Annotated in this window: 16 protein-coding genes and 1 pseudogene; 16 read left to right on the top strand and 1 reads right to left on the bottom strand. The window is 45.5% G+C overall.

The window, feature by feature from the left end:
- Positions 1–10 precede the first annotated feature (10 nt).
- The 16 genes from spoVE (at position 11) to L1028_RS09295 (ending at position 14,805) form a co-directional block, all read left to right on the top strand.
- Entirely contained in the window at positions 11–1,108 is a 1,098-nt protein-coding gene (gene spoVE, locus L1028_RS09370) for a stage V sporulation protein E (RefSeq protein ID WP_234533197.1), read from the top strand.
- Positions 1,109–1,113: 5 nt separating this feature from the next.
- The gene (gene murG, locus L1028_RS09365; protein ID WP_234533196.1) at positions 1,114–2,226 is read left to right on the top strand and encodes an undecaprenyldiphospho-muramoylpentapeptide beta-N-acetylglucosaminyltransferase; all 1,113 of its coding nucleotides are present in this window, start codon (positions 1,114–1,116) and stop codon (positions 2,224–2,226) included.
- Between the two features lie 308 nt (positions 2,227–2,534).
- Positions 2,535–3,818, top strand: a complete 1,284-nt coding sequence (gene murA / locus L1028_RS09360) for a UDP-N-acetylglucosamine 1-carboxyvinyltransferase (protein WP_042190848.1) — start codon at positions 2,535–2,537, stop codon at positions 3,816–3,818.
- Positions 3,819–3,881: 63 nt separating this feature from the next.
- Positions 3,882–4,652: a cell division protein FtsQ/DivIB gene (locus L1028_RS09355; RefSeq protein WP_234533195.1), complete on the top strand. Its 771-nt coding sequence runs from the start codon at positions 3,882–3,884 to the stop codon at positions 4,650–4,652.
- A gap of 344 nt (positions 4,653–4,996) precedes the next feature.
- Positions 4,997–6,259 (top strand): cell division protein FtsA, encoded by a 1,263-nt coding sequence (ftsA, locus tag L1028_RS09350; protein ID WP_042190844.1) that lies wholly within the window; start codon positions 4,997–4,999, stop codon positions 6,257–6,259.
- A 61-nt stretch (positions 6,260–6,320) separates the two neighbouring features.
- On the top strand, positions 6,321–7,442 hold the full coding sequence (gene ftsZ, locus L1028_RS09345; RefSeq protein WP_042130228.1) for a cell division protein FtsZ: 1,122 nt from the start codon (positions 6,321–6,323) through the stop codon (positions 7,440–7,442).
- Between the two features lie 274 nt (positions 7,443–7,716).
- Complete coding sequence (gene spoIIGA / locus L1028_RS09340; RefSeq protein WP_234533482.1) at positions 7,717–8,664, top strand: sigma-E processing peptidase SpoIIGA; 948 nt, start codon at positions 7,717–7,719, stop codon at positions 8,662–8,664.
- Between the two features lie 91 nt (positions 8,665–8,755).
- The gene (sigE, locus tag L1028_RS09335) at positions 8,756–9,478 is read left to right on the top strand and encodes an RNA polymerase sporulation sigma factor SigE (protein WP_028530613.1); all 723 of its coding nucleotides are present in this window, start codon (positions 8,756–8,758) and stop codon (positions 9,476–9,478) included.
- A gap of 78 nt (positions 9,479–9,556) precedes the next feature.
- Positions 9,557–10,339, top strand: coding sequence for an RNA polymerase sporulation sigma factor SigG (gene sigG / locus L1028_RS09330; RefSeq protein WP_036683631.1), 783 nt, complete (start codon positions 9,557–9,559; stop codon positions 10,337–10,339).
- 173 nt (positions 10,340–10,512) lie between these two features.
- Positions 10,513–10,866, top strand: coding sequence for a YlmC/YmxH family sporulation protein (locus tag L1028_RS09325; protein ID WP_234533194.1), 354 nt, complete (start codon positions 10,513–10,515; stop codon positions 10,864–10,866).
- Between the two features lie 133 nt (positions 10,867–10,999).
- Entirely contained in the window at positions 11,000–11,857 is an 858-nt protein-coding gene (gene pgeF / locus L1028_RS09320) for a peptidoglycan editing factor PgeF (protein ID WP_234533193.1), read from the top strand.
- A gap of 3 nt (positions 11,858–11,860) precedes the next feature.
- Positions 11,861–12,547: a YggS family pyridoxal phosphate-dependent enzyme gene (locus L1028_RS09315; RefSeq protein WP_042190837.1), complete on the top strand. Its 687-nt coding sequence runs from the start codon at positions 11,861–11,863 to the stop codon at positions 12,545–12,547.
- Positions 12,548–12,558: 11 nt separating this feature from the next.
- Positions 12,559–12,999 carry a cell division protein SepF gene (locus L1028_RS09310; protein ID WP_234533192.1) on the top strand — a complete coding sequence of 147 codons (441 nt, stop codon included), beginning with the start codon at positions 12,559–12,561 and terminating at the stop codon, positions 12,997–12,999.
- A gap of 34 nt (positions 13,000–13,033) precedes the next feature.
- Positions 13,034–13,273, top strand: coding sequence for a YggT family protein (locus L1028_RS09305; protein ID WP_060622150.1), 240 nt, complete (start codon positions 13,034–13,036; stop codon positions 13,271–13,273).
- 9 nt (positions 13,274–13,282) lie between these two features.
- Entirely contained in the window at positions 13,283–14,065 is a 783-nt protein-coding gene (locus L1028_RS09300; RefSeq protein ID WP_234533479.1) for a YlmH family RNA-binding protein, read from the top strand.
- Positions 14,066–14,292: 227 nt separating this feature from the next.
- Positions 14,293–14,805 (top strand): DivIVA domain-containing protein, encoded by a 513-nt coding sequence (locus tag L1028_RS09295; RefSeq protein WP_076299650.1) that lies wholly within the window; start codon positions 14,293–14,295, stop codon positions 14,803–14,805.
- A gap of 227 nt (positions 14,806–15,032) precedes the next feature.
- Here the strand turns inward: L1028_RS09295 and L1028_RS09290 are convergent.
- Positions 15,033–15,941: pseudogene (locus L1028_RS09290) on the bottom strand (IS3 family transposase); the annotation flags it as partial.
- Positions 15,942–16,017 lie beyond the last annotated feature (76 nt).

The raw sequence follows: 16,017 nt of genomic DNA, 5'->3' as shown, positions 1-16,017 counted from the left end.
TGTGCTCCTGATGAACAAAACTCGTCATGCTCCCGATATTTGGTTGCTGATTCCTATTCTGTCTTTGCTGGTGATCGGCATGGTGATGGTATACAGCGCCGGGTCCGTTCTGGGCTTCCGCAATTATGGAGATTCGTTTTACTTTGTAAAAAGACAGCTTTTGTTTGCAGGACTAGGACTAGTCGCCATGTTCGTTACGGCGAATACCGATTACAAGGTGCTGAAAAAGCTGGCTAAGCCGGCACTTCTGATCTGCTTTTTCTTACTTGTTATTGTGCTTATCCCTGGCATTGGTGTAGTACGCGGGGGAGCGCGCAGCTGGCTAGGAATTAGCTCCTTCGGGATCCAGCCTTCCGAATTCATGAAGATGGGGATGATTCTATTCTTAGCCAATTGGTTAGGGAAAGAGGAATACGACATCACTTCCTTCACACGCGGCCTGCTCCCGCCACTTGCGCTCATTGGGTCAGCCTTCGCGCTGATCATGCTCCAGCCGGATTTGGGTACAGGTACCGTCATGTTTGGTGCAGCCTTGATGATGGTCTTCACAGCAGGGGCTAGAATGAAGCATTTACTTTCTCTTGGAGTAGCTGGTGCGGCAGGGTTTGTTGCTTTGATTGCAGCAGCGCCTTACCGGTTGCAGCGGATTACCGCTTTTCTTGATCCTTGGTCCGATCCCCTTGGTGCAGGTTACCAGATCATTCAGTCGCTATATGCGATCGGTCCTGGGGGGCTCGGTGGCCTTGGATTAGGAATGAGTCGGCAGAAGTACAGTTATGTACCTGAGCCACAAACAGATTTTATTTTTTCCATATTGGCCGAGGAGCTGGGGTTTATCGGTGGTTTGGCTGTGTTGATCCTATTTCTTATTCTAATCTGGCGCGGGATGAAGGTGGCGATGAGTCTGCCTGACCGTTTTGGAAGCTATCTGGCCGTTGGCATCGTCTGTATGGTGGCTGTGCAAGTCATTATTAATATTGGTGTTGTTATTGGTCTAATGCCTGTAACGGGCATCACACTTCCTCTGATTAGCTATGGAGGATCTTCACTTACACTGATGCTAACCTCCCTTGGCATTCTATTGAACTTATCCCGTTTTGCGAGGTGAAAGAGATGCGTATCGTATTAAGCGGCGGAGGCACGGGTGGACATATCTATCCTGCGATCGCTGTTGCTAGACAAATGGAGCTGGAAGATAGCAAATCTACCTTCCTGTATATTGGTGGAACACGTGGCTTAGAGAGCAAGCTTGTTCCTCAAGAGAATATCCCTTTCAAATCTATTGACATCACTGGTTTTCGGCGCAAGCTATCCATAGACAATGTCAAGACCGTAATGCGTTTCTTGAAGGGGGTTAAGGCTTCCAAAGAAATGTTAAGAGAATTCAAACCAGATGTTGTGATTGGAACAGGCGGTTATGTGTGTGGTCCAGTCGTTTATGCTGCATCCCGTTTGGGCATCCCTACTTTGATCCATGAACAAAATGCCATACCAGGTCTTACCAATCGCTTTCTGAGTCGGTATGCGAGTACAGTTGCCGTAAGTTTTGAAGGTACAGAGTCCTCTTTTCCAGGTAGCAAAAATGTGATCTATACTGGTAATCCACGTGCTACAACAGTTACTACAGCAAGTCCACAACGTGGATTCGCATCGCTGGGGATTTCGGATGGCAGTACTGTTGTTTTGGTGGTTGGTGGCAGTCAGGGAGCTAAGGCTATTAATAGAGTCATGATTGAAATGGCCCCAAAAGTGGGTAAGGGTAATGGTGTTCATTATGTGTATGTTACAGGTGAACCCTATTTCGAAGAGACTCGGGCGGAATTGCGTCAAAAGCTGGGTAGCATACCAAACTGGTTGCATGTCCTTCCTTATGTTCATAATATGCCAGAGGTGTTGGCTTGTACCTCCTTGATCGTTAATCGGGCGGGAGCATCTTTTCTCGCTGAGATTACAGCGCTGGGTATTCCCTCTGTACTCATTCCATCTCCTAATGTGACGAATAACCATCAGGAGGCCAATGCAAGACAGTTGGAACGTGAAGGTGCTGCTGTAGTGCTGCTTGAGAAAGATTTAAACGGCATGGCTCTATATGAGGCTGTTCAAAAAATCATCGGAACCGAAGCCGTGCGTGAGCAAATGTCCGCAGCCTCCGAACGACTCGGCAAAAGAGATTCTGCGGCAGTAATCACAAGCGAGCTCCGAAGACTTGCGGGTAAGAAGTCTTAAGATATCTTCGTTTTCCATATGGGTCTTCCTTATTGGCAGCTCTCTGTCACACACTTGGAGGAACGAACATAGGATAATCCTATAATCGTGACAATCACCCAGGACACTTCCAAACCTGAGATGTAGTGCAGGATATTCTTGAAATATAAGAAAGTATAAGTTTCACGTTATACATTATCCTTATATTTCTCGCTTAAACGCTTATCGTCCTTATAAAGGACGCCGAAGACGTTTATACTTGTACATTTCATATGAGCTTGTAACGGAAGTGTTTGTGGTGGGTGAGCGGTAATCTCGGAGGTGATACATTGGACAAATTGGTGATTGAGGGTGGAAGTCCCCTGTCAGGCACCATTCGTATCCATGGAGCAAAAAATGCGGCGCTGCCGATTCTAGCGGCAAGCCTGCTGGCCGAAGGAGTTCACTCACTGCATAATGTGCCGAAGCTGCTGGACATCGAGACTATGCTAGACATCCTAGACCGGCTGGGCTGCAGGTGCGTGCATCAAGAGGATACGGTGACGATAGATACGTCTGCCGTCGGGACATCTCATATCCCTGAGGATTTAATGCGGCAGATGAGATCTTCCATTTTTCTAATGGGACCGCTGTTATCCAGATTTGGAGAGGTAACGATCTATCAGCCTGGGGGCTGTGCGATCGGAGAGCGTAAAATCGATCTTCATCTACAGGGACTTAAGGCGTTAGGGGCGGAGATCGAGGAGAGCAACGGAAGAATATTCTGTCGGGGTTCTAAGCTTATAGGGAGTGATATTCATCTCGACTATCCAAGTGTAGGAGCAACGGAGAATATTATGATGGCTGCCGCAAAGGCAGAGGGAACTACAACAATATCGGGGGCAGCGAGAGAGCCGGAGATACAGGACCTACAGCAATTTCTAAATAGTATGGGGGCTCAGATTATCGGTGCAGGTACGGACACCATCACAATTCAAGGGGTGAAAAACCTATATCCCTGTACGTACGAGGTGATACCTGATCGGATTGTGGCTGGAACCGTAATGATTGCTGCGGCAGCTACACGAGGAAATGTGACTTTGACACATGCCAACGCGGGGCATCTGACTTCGCTTATTCATGTGCTCAAGCGGGCTGGTGTTCAAATCACAGTGTGCAATGATATAATTAATATCAGTTGTATGGGGCGTCCACGTGCTGTTGAGAGAATTGTGACTTCTCCTTATCCTTCTTTCCCAACCGATCTGCAATCTCAGGTCATGGTGCTGTTGTCTCTCGCTGATGGCTTCAGTGTAATCAAGGAGACGGTGTTTGAGGGACGATTCAAACATGTTGAAGAAATGGCGCGGATGGGCGCTGATATTTCTATTGATTTGAATCGTGCGTTTATTCGCGGCGTTCAGAGATTGTATGGTGCTACTGTGGAAGCTACTGACTTGCGTGCTGGTGCGGCTCTGGTCATTGCTGGGCTCGCTGCACAAGGGACTACAGTCGTTGAGCAAGCACACCATATTGACCGTGGGTATGATGGAATAGAGAAGCTGTTTCAGAAGCTTGGCGCGCGTATAAGCCGCAAGGTGCCCGTACCGGATCCACTTGATTTGGCCAATTAAAGCTCCCTGTCTCCTTCAGTTCTACCAAGGAAGGAGACAGGGCCTTATTACGGAGATATGAGAATGACAACAACCCGATTACCTCTTCTTAAAGAGGACAAGCCTAAGAAAAAAATGAGCCGTAAGATTACGGCGATCCTGCTGCTACTGTTCACTGCGCTTCTTGCTGTGATTTTTTTCAGATCGTCTATTAGTCACATTACAGTGATAGATTTTCAGGGAAGCAAGTATTCTACTAGTGAGGAATTACTCTCGCAAAGTGGAATTCATAAAGGTGGACAATTCTTTGCCGTTTCTACGAAATCTGTGGAACAATCTCTGCTGGAGCTTAAGACGGTTAAGGCTGTGTCCGTAAAGAAGGATTTCCCCGGGGTAATCACTGTGAAGATTGAAGAGTTCCCTGCGGTGGCCTATGAACTGGAACAGGGCGGCATCTTGAAGGCGATTCTGTCCAGCGGAGCTGCAGTGCCAGTTAATGATACGGGGATCGCCGTTGAGAAGCCCATATTAACTAACTGGGACCCGGAAGATCCGAATAAAGCTAAGTTATGTCAAGCGTTAGCAAGCATCTCTAATGAATTGACAAGCGATATCTCTGAAATTGTTCCCTCGCCAACCTTGTCATTTCCGGATCGTATCAAGCTCTATACTAGATCCCGTTTCGAGGTGATCACATCCATCTCTTTATTGAAGAGCAAAGTGTCCTATTTGAATCAGGTAATAGAGACAAAGGAGCCTGGACTTATCACGATGCTTGAAGCCGACTCGTATGTTCCTTTTCAGGTCGGAAGCGAGGAACAAAAGGGCGATGAGCAAAAAGATGTGCAAGAGTAGAGTAGAGGTCAATAGTCCCTACTAATAGAGTTGAAAAAATGCTACAATCGGAGTTACGGGCAAGAAGCTATATCCCTCTTTTTTCTTCGATTTTTTTGAAATATAATCTTATATATGGTTAGTGATAACCGAAAAGGAATATATTTCTTGTGATCATTATCATTCTTATAAAAAATTAGGAGTAACTAATCACATTTAGGGCTGTTGGAATATTATTCCGTTCAAAAAATTTGTAGAAAAAAGAGGGAAAGGGTTAGGTATGTTGAATATGTACAGAGAAGTTTCCCGGGACCGGGATAAGGTTATGCAAATTATTTCGATTATAACAGGAGGTGCCATAGGACTTGAGCAACAATGACATCATTGTTAGTTTGGACATCGGTACATCCAAAGTTCGGGCAATAATTGGGGAAGTTACCAATGGAACCTTTAATATTATTGGCGTTGGATCTGCTGATTCGGAAGGAATACGTAAAGGCGCGATTGTAGATATCGACCAAACTGTGCAATCGATCAAAAGTGCTATAGATCATGCAGAGCAAATGGTGGGTATTCAAATATCAGAGGTTTATGTAGGCATTTCCGGTAATCATATTGGCCTGCAATCCAGCCACGGTGTCGTGGCCGTTCAGAATGAGGATCGTGAAATCGGTGAGGATGATATCGATCGCGTTATTAAAGCTGCGGAAGTCATCGCTATGCCTCCGGAGCGGGAAGTGATTGATGTTGTTCCTAAACAATTTATCGTCGATGGTCTCGAAGGTATTCAGGACCCGCGCGGGATGATTGGTGTTCGTCTAGAAGTGGACGCAACCATCATTACGGGTGCTAAGACGCCAATACATAATCTACTACGCTGTGTTGAGAAATCAGGGCTGAAAGTGAAGGATCTTGTGCTGATGTCTCTTGGTGCTGGTGGATTGGCGCTGTCCAAGGACGAGAAATCGATGGGATCTGTTCTGGTTGATATTGGTGCCGGGTCGACAACGATAGCCATATACGAAGAAAGTTCCCTTTGTGCAACCTCTACGATTCCGATCGGCGGAGAATTTGTAACTAATGACATTGCATACGGATTACGTACACTTACTGATCAAGCGGAGAAAGTAAAGCTAAAGTATGGTTGCGCATGGATTGACGATGCAGCCTCTGACGTTGTCTTCAAGGTGCTGCGCATTGGCAGTAATGTTGAGAAGGAATTTAACCAAGAGGATTTAGCGGCAATTATCGAACCACGGGTGCAAGAAATCTTCCATCTAATTAAACAGGAAGTGAAACGGCTTGGTTACAGTGAACTGCCTGGAGGTTATATACTAACGGGTGGAACTGTTTCGATGCCTGGCGTATTAAAGGCGGCTCAGACTGAATTGGCCGCATCTGTACGCATCGCTGTACCGGATTATATCGGTGTACGGGACCCTGGGTTTACCGGAGGAGTTGGTATCCTGCATAATGTTGTCCGTAGCTTCCGTGGAAGAAGCAGTGGTGGAAGCAGCAACAAAAAGACGGTCAACCGGAGTAAGCAGAACGCCACTCCAAATCAGGAAACGGTTCAGAAGACCGGGTTTGTCGAGCGTCTAAAGAACATGTTCAGCGAGTTTATATAAGTGTAAGTCCAGATATACTTGGATTGGCCATCCAAGCACATTGAGGGGGAGATGGAACAATATGTTAGAATTTGATTTTGAAATGGAGAGCTTGGCGCAAATAAAAGTCATCGGCGTGGGCGGCGGAGGTAGTAATGCTGTCAACCGAATGATTGAAAATGGCGTTCAGGGTGTAGAATTTATTACGGTTAATACAGACGCCCAAGCGTTGCATATGGCCAAATCGGAGCACAAGCTGCAAATCGGGGACAAGCTGACCCGCGGGTTGGGTGCAGGAGCTAATCCTGAAGTCGGTAAGAAGGCAGCGGAAGAATCCCGTGACTTGATCTCTAATACCCTTAAGGGCGCAGATATGGTGTTTGTTACTGCAGGGATGGGTGGCGGTACAGGAACAGGTGCAGCACCAGTTATAGCTGAAATTGCTAGAGAGTGTGGAGCCTTGACTGTGGGTGTAGTTACTCGCCCGTTCACTTTTGAAGGAAGAAAACGTTATAACCAGGCAATGCTTGGAATCGAAGCTTTGAAAGAAAAAGTCGACACGCTAATCGTCATTCCGAATGACCGTTTGCTTGAGATCGTTGATAAGAAAACACCGATGTTGGAAGCTTTCCGTGAAGCAGATAATGTTCTCCGGCAGGCTGTTCAAGGTATCTCTGACCTAATTAAGGTTCCTGGTCTGATTAACCTTGACTTTGCGGATGTAAAGACGATCATGACCGAGCGCGGTTCAGCGCTTATGGGTATTGGTATTGCAAATGGTGAGAACCGTGCATCTGAAGCCGCACGTAAAGCCATCATGAGCCCACTCTTGGAAACGTCTATTGAAGGCGCCCGCGGCGTAATCATGAACATTACGGGAGGATCCAACCTCTCTCTATATGAAGTTAATGAAGCGGCTGAGATCGTTACATCCGCCTCTGATCCTGAAGTGAATATGATCTTTGGTGCGATTATTGATGAAGGCCTGAAGGATGATATCAAAGTAACAGTAATTGCTACTGGCTTTGAACATAAACCATCACCTGAAACTCCAGGACGTCGTCCGGTCTCGACGAATAACGAGCCTGCGGCAGCACCGGATAAGAGTTCAGCTAATTTACGTCCTTTCGGCAATCAGAGTTCTTCTGACCAGCTCGATATTCCGACGTTCCTGCGTAATCGTACTCGGGGCAACAATGACTAATTAAAGAGAATCAAGATTATACGAGAACACCGTATCGCTTAGCTAATTAGCTATGGCGGTACGGTGTTTTTTTTGAAATAAAAGATCTAAGAAATTCCATAAAGAAGGAATAAATCCTCACGCGCTATAACTCGACAAAAAAACCGCAAGAATGCCTCCCAAGTTTAGACAGACTTTGAATGCGAGACTTTCTATACTAATCATATCGTCCAAAAAACAGAGCCTGATCCAATTTGGCTAGAGGATAGATTCCGCCATTAAGCAGGTGAATGCACTGGTTGTTTATATTGACTTGATATTCGCCGCCAATCTAGTGATCGACGGAATTCTTTTGTGGCTGACAGGCTGGATGGTTAAGCTGAGAATCTCATGGTGGCGTTTAATCCTCTCAGCTCTCGTTGGCGCACTGTATGTAGTGATGATGTTTGTACCGGAGCTGTCTTTCATGTATACCTTCCTTATCAAGTTTGGATTGTCGGTGGTTATGTTATGGATTGCCTTTGGTTTTGGGAGTCTGCAAAGCTACCTTCGTACTATGGGAGCTTTCTATATTATTAATTTTGCAGCCGCAGGTGGAATTGTTGGTATTCACTATTTGCTGCAGAGCTCCAGCGACATTTGGAATGGTATTATGTTCACTGCTTCAGGAGGGCATGCCTACGGCCTAAAGATCGGCTTTTGGTTTGTCATTGCAGTATTCCCCCTGGTGTTAATCTGCTTCAAGGCAGTGCATTCTTCACGAATCAGAAGGGAGCAGCTTGAAACCTATATCGGTGAGGTGGTTGTTGAAATTGATGGTGTAAGTGTTTCCTGTCCTGGCCTGTTAGACACAGGTAATCGTCTCTGTGATCCTTTGACCCGCATACCGGTGATGGTGATGGAATCGACGCTCTGGGAGGGGCATCTGCCTGCTGCATGGAAAGGGAGACTCACTCAGGATGGTGCGGACAAACTTTTGCTAGAAACGGACGGGCAGTCGTTTGCTTGGCAGGATAGGATGCGACTAGTACCTTACAGGGGGATTAACCGAGGGGCATCATTTATGCTCGCACTGAAGCCAGACCTTGTGACGATAAAGCTCGGTGAAGATATCTTTTATAGTAAAAGAGTCTTAATTGGGCTGGATGGCGGGACACTCTCAGGAGATGGAGCCTATCGGGCGGTCATACATCCGGATTTAACTCAAAAAGAGAGCGCTACTGATGCAGCACTACCTTCCTAATCTTTAAAGCTAGCTGAACCAAACTTCTGATGGCTGAAAGCGGGAATTGAAAGCTTAATACGCTAACCGTGTACTTCTTGGAGGAGGAACAATAATGGTCAAATGGAAAATTGCTCTGCAGCTGCAATACTACCGCATGCTGTTTCTACTGGGGCTGAAGAGTCAGGAAATCTATTATATTGGCGGGAGCGAGGCTCTACCTCCACCGCTGACACGGGAAGAAGAAGAGTATCTGCTTCAGCGGCTATCTAGCGGCGATGCTGCTGTTCGTGCGATGCTGATTGAGCGTAACCTGCGTCTCGTAGTGTATATCGCTCGTAAATTTGAGAATACCGGAATCAATATTGAAGACCTGGTTTCGATAGGGGCTATCGGATTAATTAAGGCGGTTAACACATTTGATCCCGAGAAAAAAATAAAACTAGCTACTTATGCATCACGTTGCATAGAGAATGAGATTTTGATGTATCTGCGGCGTAATAGCAAGACACGGAGTGAGGTTTCTTTTGATGAGCCTCTTAATATCGATTGGGATGGTAATGAGTTGTTGCTCTCAGACGTATTAGGAACGGAAAATGATACCATTTATCGGAACATTGAAGAACAGGTCGATCGCAAGCTGCTGCAAAAGGCGCTGGAAAAGCTGAGCGAGCGGGAAAGACTCATTATGGAGCTGCGGTTCGGACTGCGTGGAGGCGAAGAAAAGACACAAAAAGATGTGGCGGATCTGCTCGGCATTTCCCAATCTTACATTTCTCGTCTGGAGAAACGAATTATTAAGCGGCTGCGTAAGGAGTTTAACAAGATGGTGTAAGGTGAAATTAGCAAGGAATAAAATGGCCAACCCGGGAGATAATGTACAGTAATGTTTCTCCTTGGGAGGTAAATCATCATGACCCGAAATAAAGTCGAGATTTGCGGTGTGGATACTGCTAAGCTGCCTGTTCTAACGAATGTGGAAATGCGGCAACTGTTCACTTCGCTGCAGCAGCAGGGCGAGCGATCCGCCAGAGAGAAATTGGTAAATGGTAATCTTAGGCTCGTTCTAAGTGTTATCCAGAGGTTCAATAATAGGGGGGAATTTGTTGACGATTTGTTTCAGGTGGGCTGCATCGGTCTGATGAAAGCCATCGATAATTTCGATTTATCACAAAACGTTAAATTCTCCACATATGCGGTCCCGATGATTATTGGTGAGATCCGTCGTTACTTGCGTGATAACAACCCGATTCGAGTATCGCGTTCACTTAGAGACATTGCTTACAAGGCGCTACAGGTACGCGATAGTCTGACCAATCAGAATTCACGGGAACCGACGATATTCGAAATCTCTGAAGCACTTGGTGTACCTAAGGAAGATGTAGTATTTGCCCTTGATGCTATTCAGGATCCAGTGTCCTTATTCGAACCGATCTATCATGACGGTGGCGATCCTATTTATGTAATGGACCAGATTAGCGATGATAAGAACAAGGATGTGTCGTGGATCGAAGAAATCGCCTTACGTGAAGCGATGCGTAAGTTAGGTCAAAGGGAGAAACGAATTTTATCCATGCGGTTTTTCGAAGGAAAAACACAGATGGAGGTCGCAGATGAGATTGGTATCTCACAGGCACAGGTCTCACGTCTAGAGAAATCTGCGATTCAGCAAATGCAAAAGCATGTGAAGTCTTAAACCGTCTGAAATGAGGAGATATCTAGAATCCGTTAAAAGGATTTTAGGTGATCTCCTCTTTTTAATGTTTAAGCATCAAAGCATAGCCTCACTTTGTGGGGATATTTCATGCATGTGGCCAAGCTTTCATAACATATATTGGACTATAGGTCTGATTGTACAGGGGTGGTGAGATGAACGAGGATTATGTAGGATCAGCTAAAAAAATGAAAATCTCTGATTTTCAGACTAAGGACGTTATTAATATTGTAGACGGCAAGCGGTTGGGCCAAATCAGTGACTTAGAACTTGATTTACGCCGAGGTGTCATTGATGCTATCGTAATTCCAGGATACACTCGGTTTATGGGATTGTTCGGAGGCGGAACGGATCTGATTATTCCATGGCGAAATATTGTCAAAATCGGGTCTGATGTAGTGCTTGTGAAGATTGAAGAATCAAGAATGCCTCAAGGACAGGACGAGCGAGAAACGATGTATTTGGAACGAGGGGACCGAGGCGAACGAGGCGAACGGCGCACTTATTAATTAGGTGCGTTTTTTGTTTTTTATAAAAAGATTCGAAATGTCATGGCTTAAAAGTTAGTAAATTTGGTGTTCTAACTTAAGCGGCATTTTGTGGGGGTATTTACATGTGGTACACTAAGGCGGAGGTGAGGATATGGAACCGTTTGTGCAGGGGAAGGAAACACTTATGCTGCTCCATCTGGAGCCTTGGCGTGTAAAGCATAAAGAAATTACAGCAGGTTTTACGGGTAGACAGGGAGGGGCTGGTAAAAAGCCTTATGACAGCCTGAATTGTGCATTTCATGTTGGGGATGCTCCGGAAGATGTCTTAACGAATCGTAGGGCGCTTGCGGAAGCTCTTGATTTCAAGCCGGAAGCTTGGACCTGTGGAGAACAAACCCATGGAGCAGAAATAGCAGTGGTAAGGGAAGCTGATCGTGGACGGGGTCAAAAGGATAGAACCTCGGCATTTCAGGCAACCGATGGTTTGCTTACGGATGTACCGGGAGTTTTCCTTACTTCTTTTTATGCGGATTGTGTACCCCTTTACTTTTATGATCCTGTGCACCAAGTCGTAGGTCTTGCGCATGCTGGCTGGAAGGGAACTGTGGCCCAGATTGCAGCTGCAATGGTGAGTAAAATGGAGAAAATTTACGGAAGCCATCCGCAGGATATTATTGCAGCGATCGGACCCTCCATTGGTGACTGCTGTTATGAGGTGGACGATTATGTGATGGAGCATGTTCATCGACTGGAAGGTGATCTGAGTAAACCAACAGGAACAGCCGGTATTTTGGAGCTGTACAGAACATCTGACACAGATGAGAACAAATATATGCTAAACTTGAAAGAAATGAATCGACGCATTATGATTAAAGCAGGAATATTGCCGACTCATATCGAATGTACATCTTGGTGTACAAGCTGTAATCAAGATTTGTTCTTTTCTTATCGTAAAGAAAATGGGGTTACAGGCAGGATGACGAGCTGGATCGGAATAAAGGAGAGTTGAAAGTTGGCTTTAACACTGCAGGAGAGAATTGCTGAGGTAGAGGAACGTGTTGCACGTGCCTGCGCGGCAAGCGGCCGGGATCGAAATGACGTCAAGGTAATTGCAGTGACGAAATATGTTTCTCTGGAAATGGTGTCCTCCGTATTGGAGGCAGGCCTGGAGCATATTGCCGAGAGTCGCTGGCAGGATGCTGAGCACAAATGGAAGGTTTTAGGGGACCAAGGGACATGGCATTTTATCGGGCATTTGCAGACCAATAAGGTGAAAGACGTTATTGGCAAGTTTCAATATATACACTCTTTGGACCGGATATCCCTGGCACAAGAATTACACAAAAAGGCAATTGCCGCAGATCAAGAAGTGAATGTCTTTCTTCAAGTAAACATCTCTGGAGAAGATACGAAATTTGGTTTGTCGCCTGAGGCGGTACCTGGATTTTTGCGTGAGATTGCTAGTCTCGACCGTGTAAAAGTAATTGGACTAATGACGATGGCACCTTTAGAAGGTGATCCGGAGCTTACCCGCCCTGTATTTCGCGGACTTCGTGAGCTGCGCGATGAGCTCAATCAACTTGCTTTGACACCTGAGCCAATTACGGAGCTATCAATGGGAATGTCGAATGATTTTGAAGTGGCGATACAGGAAGGAGCCACCTGGGTACGCCTAGGTACGGTGTTAGTAGGCCATTAGGAGGGATCGTGATGAGCGTTATGAACCGATTTATGAGTTTTTTGGGCTTGCAGGAGGAAGAAGAAGTTGTGGAGCGGGAGCGAATCCACGAAGAGGATGAGTATGAGCCAGCCCCTGTCGAAACCCGCAAAAATCAAAGGGGCAACGTTGTCAGTATCCATTCGCAGAAGAATGTAAAAGTTGTACTTTATGAGCCCCGTTCGTACGATGAGGCTCAGGAAATTGCGGACCATCTCCGTTCTCACCGGACGGTAGTGATCAATCTTCAGCGTGTTCGTAATGATCAGGCGATGAGAATTATTGATTTTTTAAGTGGAACCGTTTATGCCCTTGGGGGAGGAATCTCTAAAATTGGGGGCAATATATTTATGTGCACGCCAGATACCGTTGAAATTCAAGGTGCCATTACGGAAATTCTAGGTGACGATCCAGACTATAACAGAATGAGGTGAATGAGCTTTGCTCCAAATTGATTACATTATTGATATGCTGTTTAATATTTATTTTTACATGATTATTTTCTACGTACTGATGTCGTGGTTACCAAACGTTCGTGAGAACTTTATCGGAGAACTGCTTAGCAAGCTTGTTGAGCCGTATTTGACACCATTTCGTCGATTTATTCCGCCACTCTTTGGTACGCTTGATATTTCCCCGATCATAGCACTACTCGTCTTGGAATTTGCGGCAGGTGGACTCAAATCCATTTTGCACTTAATTTTTTAGGCAGAAGTGATGAAGACAGAAGTTTACGGGCATTTTCATCCCGATGAAAGACAATTTGTGGACAAGGCTTGGGAATGGGTTACCCATGCTGGAGAATATCATGAGACGAAACTGACCGAATTTCTAGATCCGCGCCAAGGATTTATTCTGCAAAGTCTTGTCAACCGACATCCAGATGTTATTGTCAGATGGGAAGGCGGTCACCCTGAGGCAGAGCGGAAGCGAGCGCTCATTGCACCTGATTATCGTGATCTGGATCATGAGGACATGGAGCTGAGGGTTCTTGCGATAACCTCTGGTGAGCAAAAGTTTCTGGCGCTTGAGCATGGGGACTACATGGGCTCTATTCTGGGTCTTGGAGTAAAACGTGGCAAAATCGGTGATATTCATGTTCTGGAAGATGGTTGTCATGTGGTAGTAGCTGCAGATATTGCAGATTATTTAGCCATGAATTTAACTGGAGTGCACCGTATACAGGTGAGTACGAAGGTATTGCCACTTTCTGCCTTGCGTAATAGTGAGGTGAAGCTGGAAATGATGGATTTGACTGTAGCGTCCCTACGATTGGATGGCATTGCCGCAGAAGTAACACGGCTTAGCCGAAGCAAAATTCTTGCTCCCATCAAGGCTGGACGCGTTCGGGTAAATTGGAAAGTGGAAGAAGACCCTTCCTGCGGACTTAAAGATGGTGACATGGTATCTATTCAAGGATTTGGTCGATTCAAGGTTCTAGAGGTTGGTAGTTTGACGAAAAAGGGCCGATACCGTGTTCAGGTTGGTAAATTTGTGTGAATCCCTTGCAGGAATCCGGATTTACTTGTCGAAATTGATTATTTCGAGGGAATCAAACATTTTTAAAGCAGGACGCCGATATTTTATAAAAGAGGCGAACCATGAATGGCAGTTGGAACGTCGATACATCCTCTGCCTTTACTTGAAGTACAGTCTTTCTTCTTTGTCTGCTGCGCAGGTATGGTTCAGAGACTTAGAAGGTCCGAAATTTCTAGGAGGTGCACAGCATGCCATTAACACCGCTCGATATACATAACAAGGAGTTCTCCCGGAGACTTCGCGGTTATGATGAGGACGAGGTCAACGAATTTCTGGATCAAGTAATTAAGGATTACGAAAGTGTCATCCGTGAGAACAAAGAGCTGCAGAATCAGCTTTTGTCCATTCAAGAGCGTTTAGATCATTTTGTGAATATTGAAGAGAGTTTATCGAAAACGATCTTAGTCGCTCAGGAAGCGGCGGATGATGTGAAGAACAACTCCAAGAAGGAATCGCAGCTTATTATCAAGGAAGCGGAAAAGAACGCAGACCGGATTATTAACGAAGCGTTATCCAAATCCCGTAAGGTTGCTATTGAGACTGAAGAATTGCGCAAGCAAGCTTCGATCTATCGCACTCGTTTCCGCACATTGGTGGAAGCACAGCTCGAGCTGTTGTCACAGGATGACTGGAATGCCTTGGAGAGTCGTGAGGCAAGCGAGAGTGTAACTTTTAAGGATGATGTTCTGCATCGTATCTAATGCATTATGATGAATGAATGCTGATTTGGCTTGTGATTAGGCGGAATCTGGGGCTTAATGATCTTCGATCAGATTAGAGGGAATTTCTCCTGTTATTTTTGGATTTTGGGTCAGTAAGTTAGGATAAGGGGAATTTCTCCCTATAATATCCTTGATTTGCTCTGAAATAGGGGTATTACTCGAATTTATAGGGGGGAATGGACCTCTGTCAAGAAAGTGGACACCCATTATGCTGCCTTTCTCTTATTAAATTGCGCAGCAAACCGAACCGGTGAAAGGTAGCCTAGTGCACCGTGGATTCGTTTTCTATTGTAAAAAAACTCAATATAACTATAAATTTCATCGTATGCTTGTTCTTTCGTTCTGAATCGTGGGTTACAGTAAATCAGTTCTTTCTTTAAGATGCTGTGAAAGGATTCGATGCATGCATTGTCGTAACAGTTGCCTTTACGACTCATACTAATCTCCATCTCGTATGTTTTGAGTTGCTCTTGGTAATCTTCGGATGCATACTGACTTCCACGATCAGAATGGTGCATTAAACCCTGCTTAGGCTTCTCGGCTACGTAAGCGTCTTGCAGAGCTCCAAGCACCAAGTCTGTTGTCATATGGTCCTGAAGACGCCAGCCCACAATCTTACGCGTACAAAGATCAAGTACGCTTGCGAGATATAAGCGCCCCTCTCTACATGGAATGTAAGTAATGTCAGCAACCCAAACCCGGTTAGGTTTCTTTACCTTAAACTGCTGATTCAAAAGATTTGGAGCGATCCGCAAGTTGTGATTGGAATCTGTTGTTTGAACTTTAAATTTCCTTGAGACACAAGAACGTAAGCCTAACTCCTGCATATACAAGCCAACGGTTCTCTCCGTGACTTTGTAGCCCTCATCATGTAATTTTATTGTGATCTTAGGGGCACCATAGCGTCGCTTGTTATCGTGATAGTGATACGTAATTCGCCCCATTAACTCACGCTTGCGCAACTCTTGCTTACTTGGAATTGAGGTTTTCCACTTATAGTAGCCGCTCCGAGAAACTTCCATAACCTTGCACATCTTCTCCAGGATGAACTCGGAGCGATGATCCTCAATAAACTGGAATCTTATTTCCTTGGGTTGCTGAAGATGTGCACTGCTTTTTTTAAGATAGCATTTTCCATTGCTATATCATTCTTTTCTTGCTGAGTCTCCTGGAGTTCCTGTTTCTGTTCTT

Source organism: Paenibacillus pseudetheri, assembly GCF_924513355.1.
Classification (GTDB): domain Bacteria; phylum Bacillota; class Bacilli; order Paenibacillales; family Paenibacillaceae; genus Paenibacillus_AQ; species Paenibacillus_AQ pseudetheri.
Note: the sequence above shows the minus strand (reverse complement) of the source record. Positions and strands in the feature narration are given on the sequence as shown.

Bases quoted from the DNA above. Each gene is read 5' to 3' on its own strand.
- spoVE (WP_234533197.1), top strand. From the start codon at position 11: ATGAACAAAACTCGTCATGCTCCCGATATTTGGTTGCTGATTCCTATT.
- murG (WP_234533196.1), top strand. From the start codon at position 1,114: ATGCGTATCGTATTAAGCGGCGGAGGCACGGGTGGACATATCTATCCT.
- L1028_RS09355 (WP_234533195.1), top strand. From the start codon at position 3,882: ATGACAACAACCCGATTACCTCTTCTTAAAGAGGACAAGCCTAAGAAA.
- ftsZ (WP_042130228.1), top strand. From the start codon at position 6,321: ATGTTAGAATTTGATTTTGAAATGGAGAGCTTGGCGCAAATAAAAGTC.
- sigG (WP_036683631.1), top strand. From the start codon at position 9,557: ATGACCCGAAATAAAGTCGAGATTTGCGGTGTGGATACTGCTAAGCTG.
- L1028_RS09325 (WP_234533194.1), top strand. From the start codon at position 10,513: ATGAACGAGGATTATGTAGGATCAGCTAAAAAAATGAAAATCTCTGAT.
- pgeF (WP_234533193.1), top strand. From the start codon at position 11,000: ATGGAACCGTTTGTGCAGGGGAAGGAAACACTTATGCTGCTCCATCTG.
- L1028_RS09310 (WP_234533192.1), top strand. From the start codon at position 12,559: ATGAGCGTTATGAACCGATTTATGAGTTTTTTGGGCTTGCAGGAGGAA.
- L1028_RS09305 (WP_060622150.1), top strand. From the start codon at position 13,034: ATGCTGTTTAATATTTATTTTTACATGATTATTTTCTACGTACTGATG.
- L1028_RS09300 (WP_234533479.1), top strand. From the start codon at position 13,283: ATGAAGACAGAAGTTTACGGGCATTTTCATCCCGATGAAAGACAATTT.
- L1028_RS09295 (WP_076299650.1), top strand. From the start codon at position 14,293: ATGCCATTAACACCGCTCGATATACATAACAAGGAGTTCTCCCGGAGA.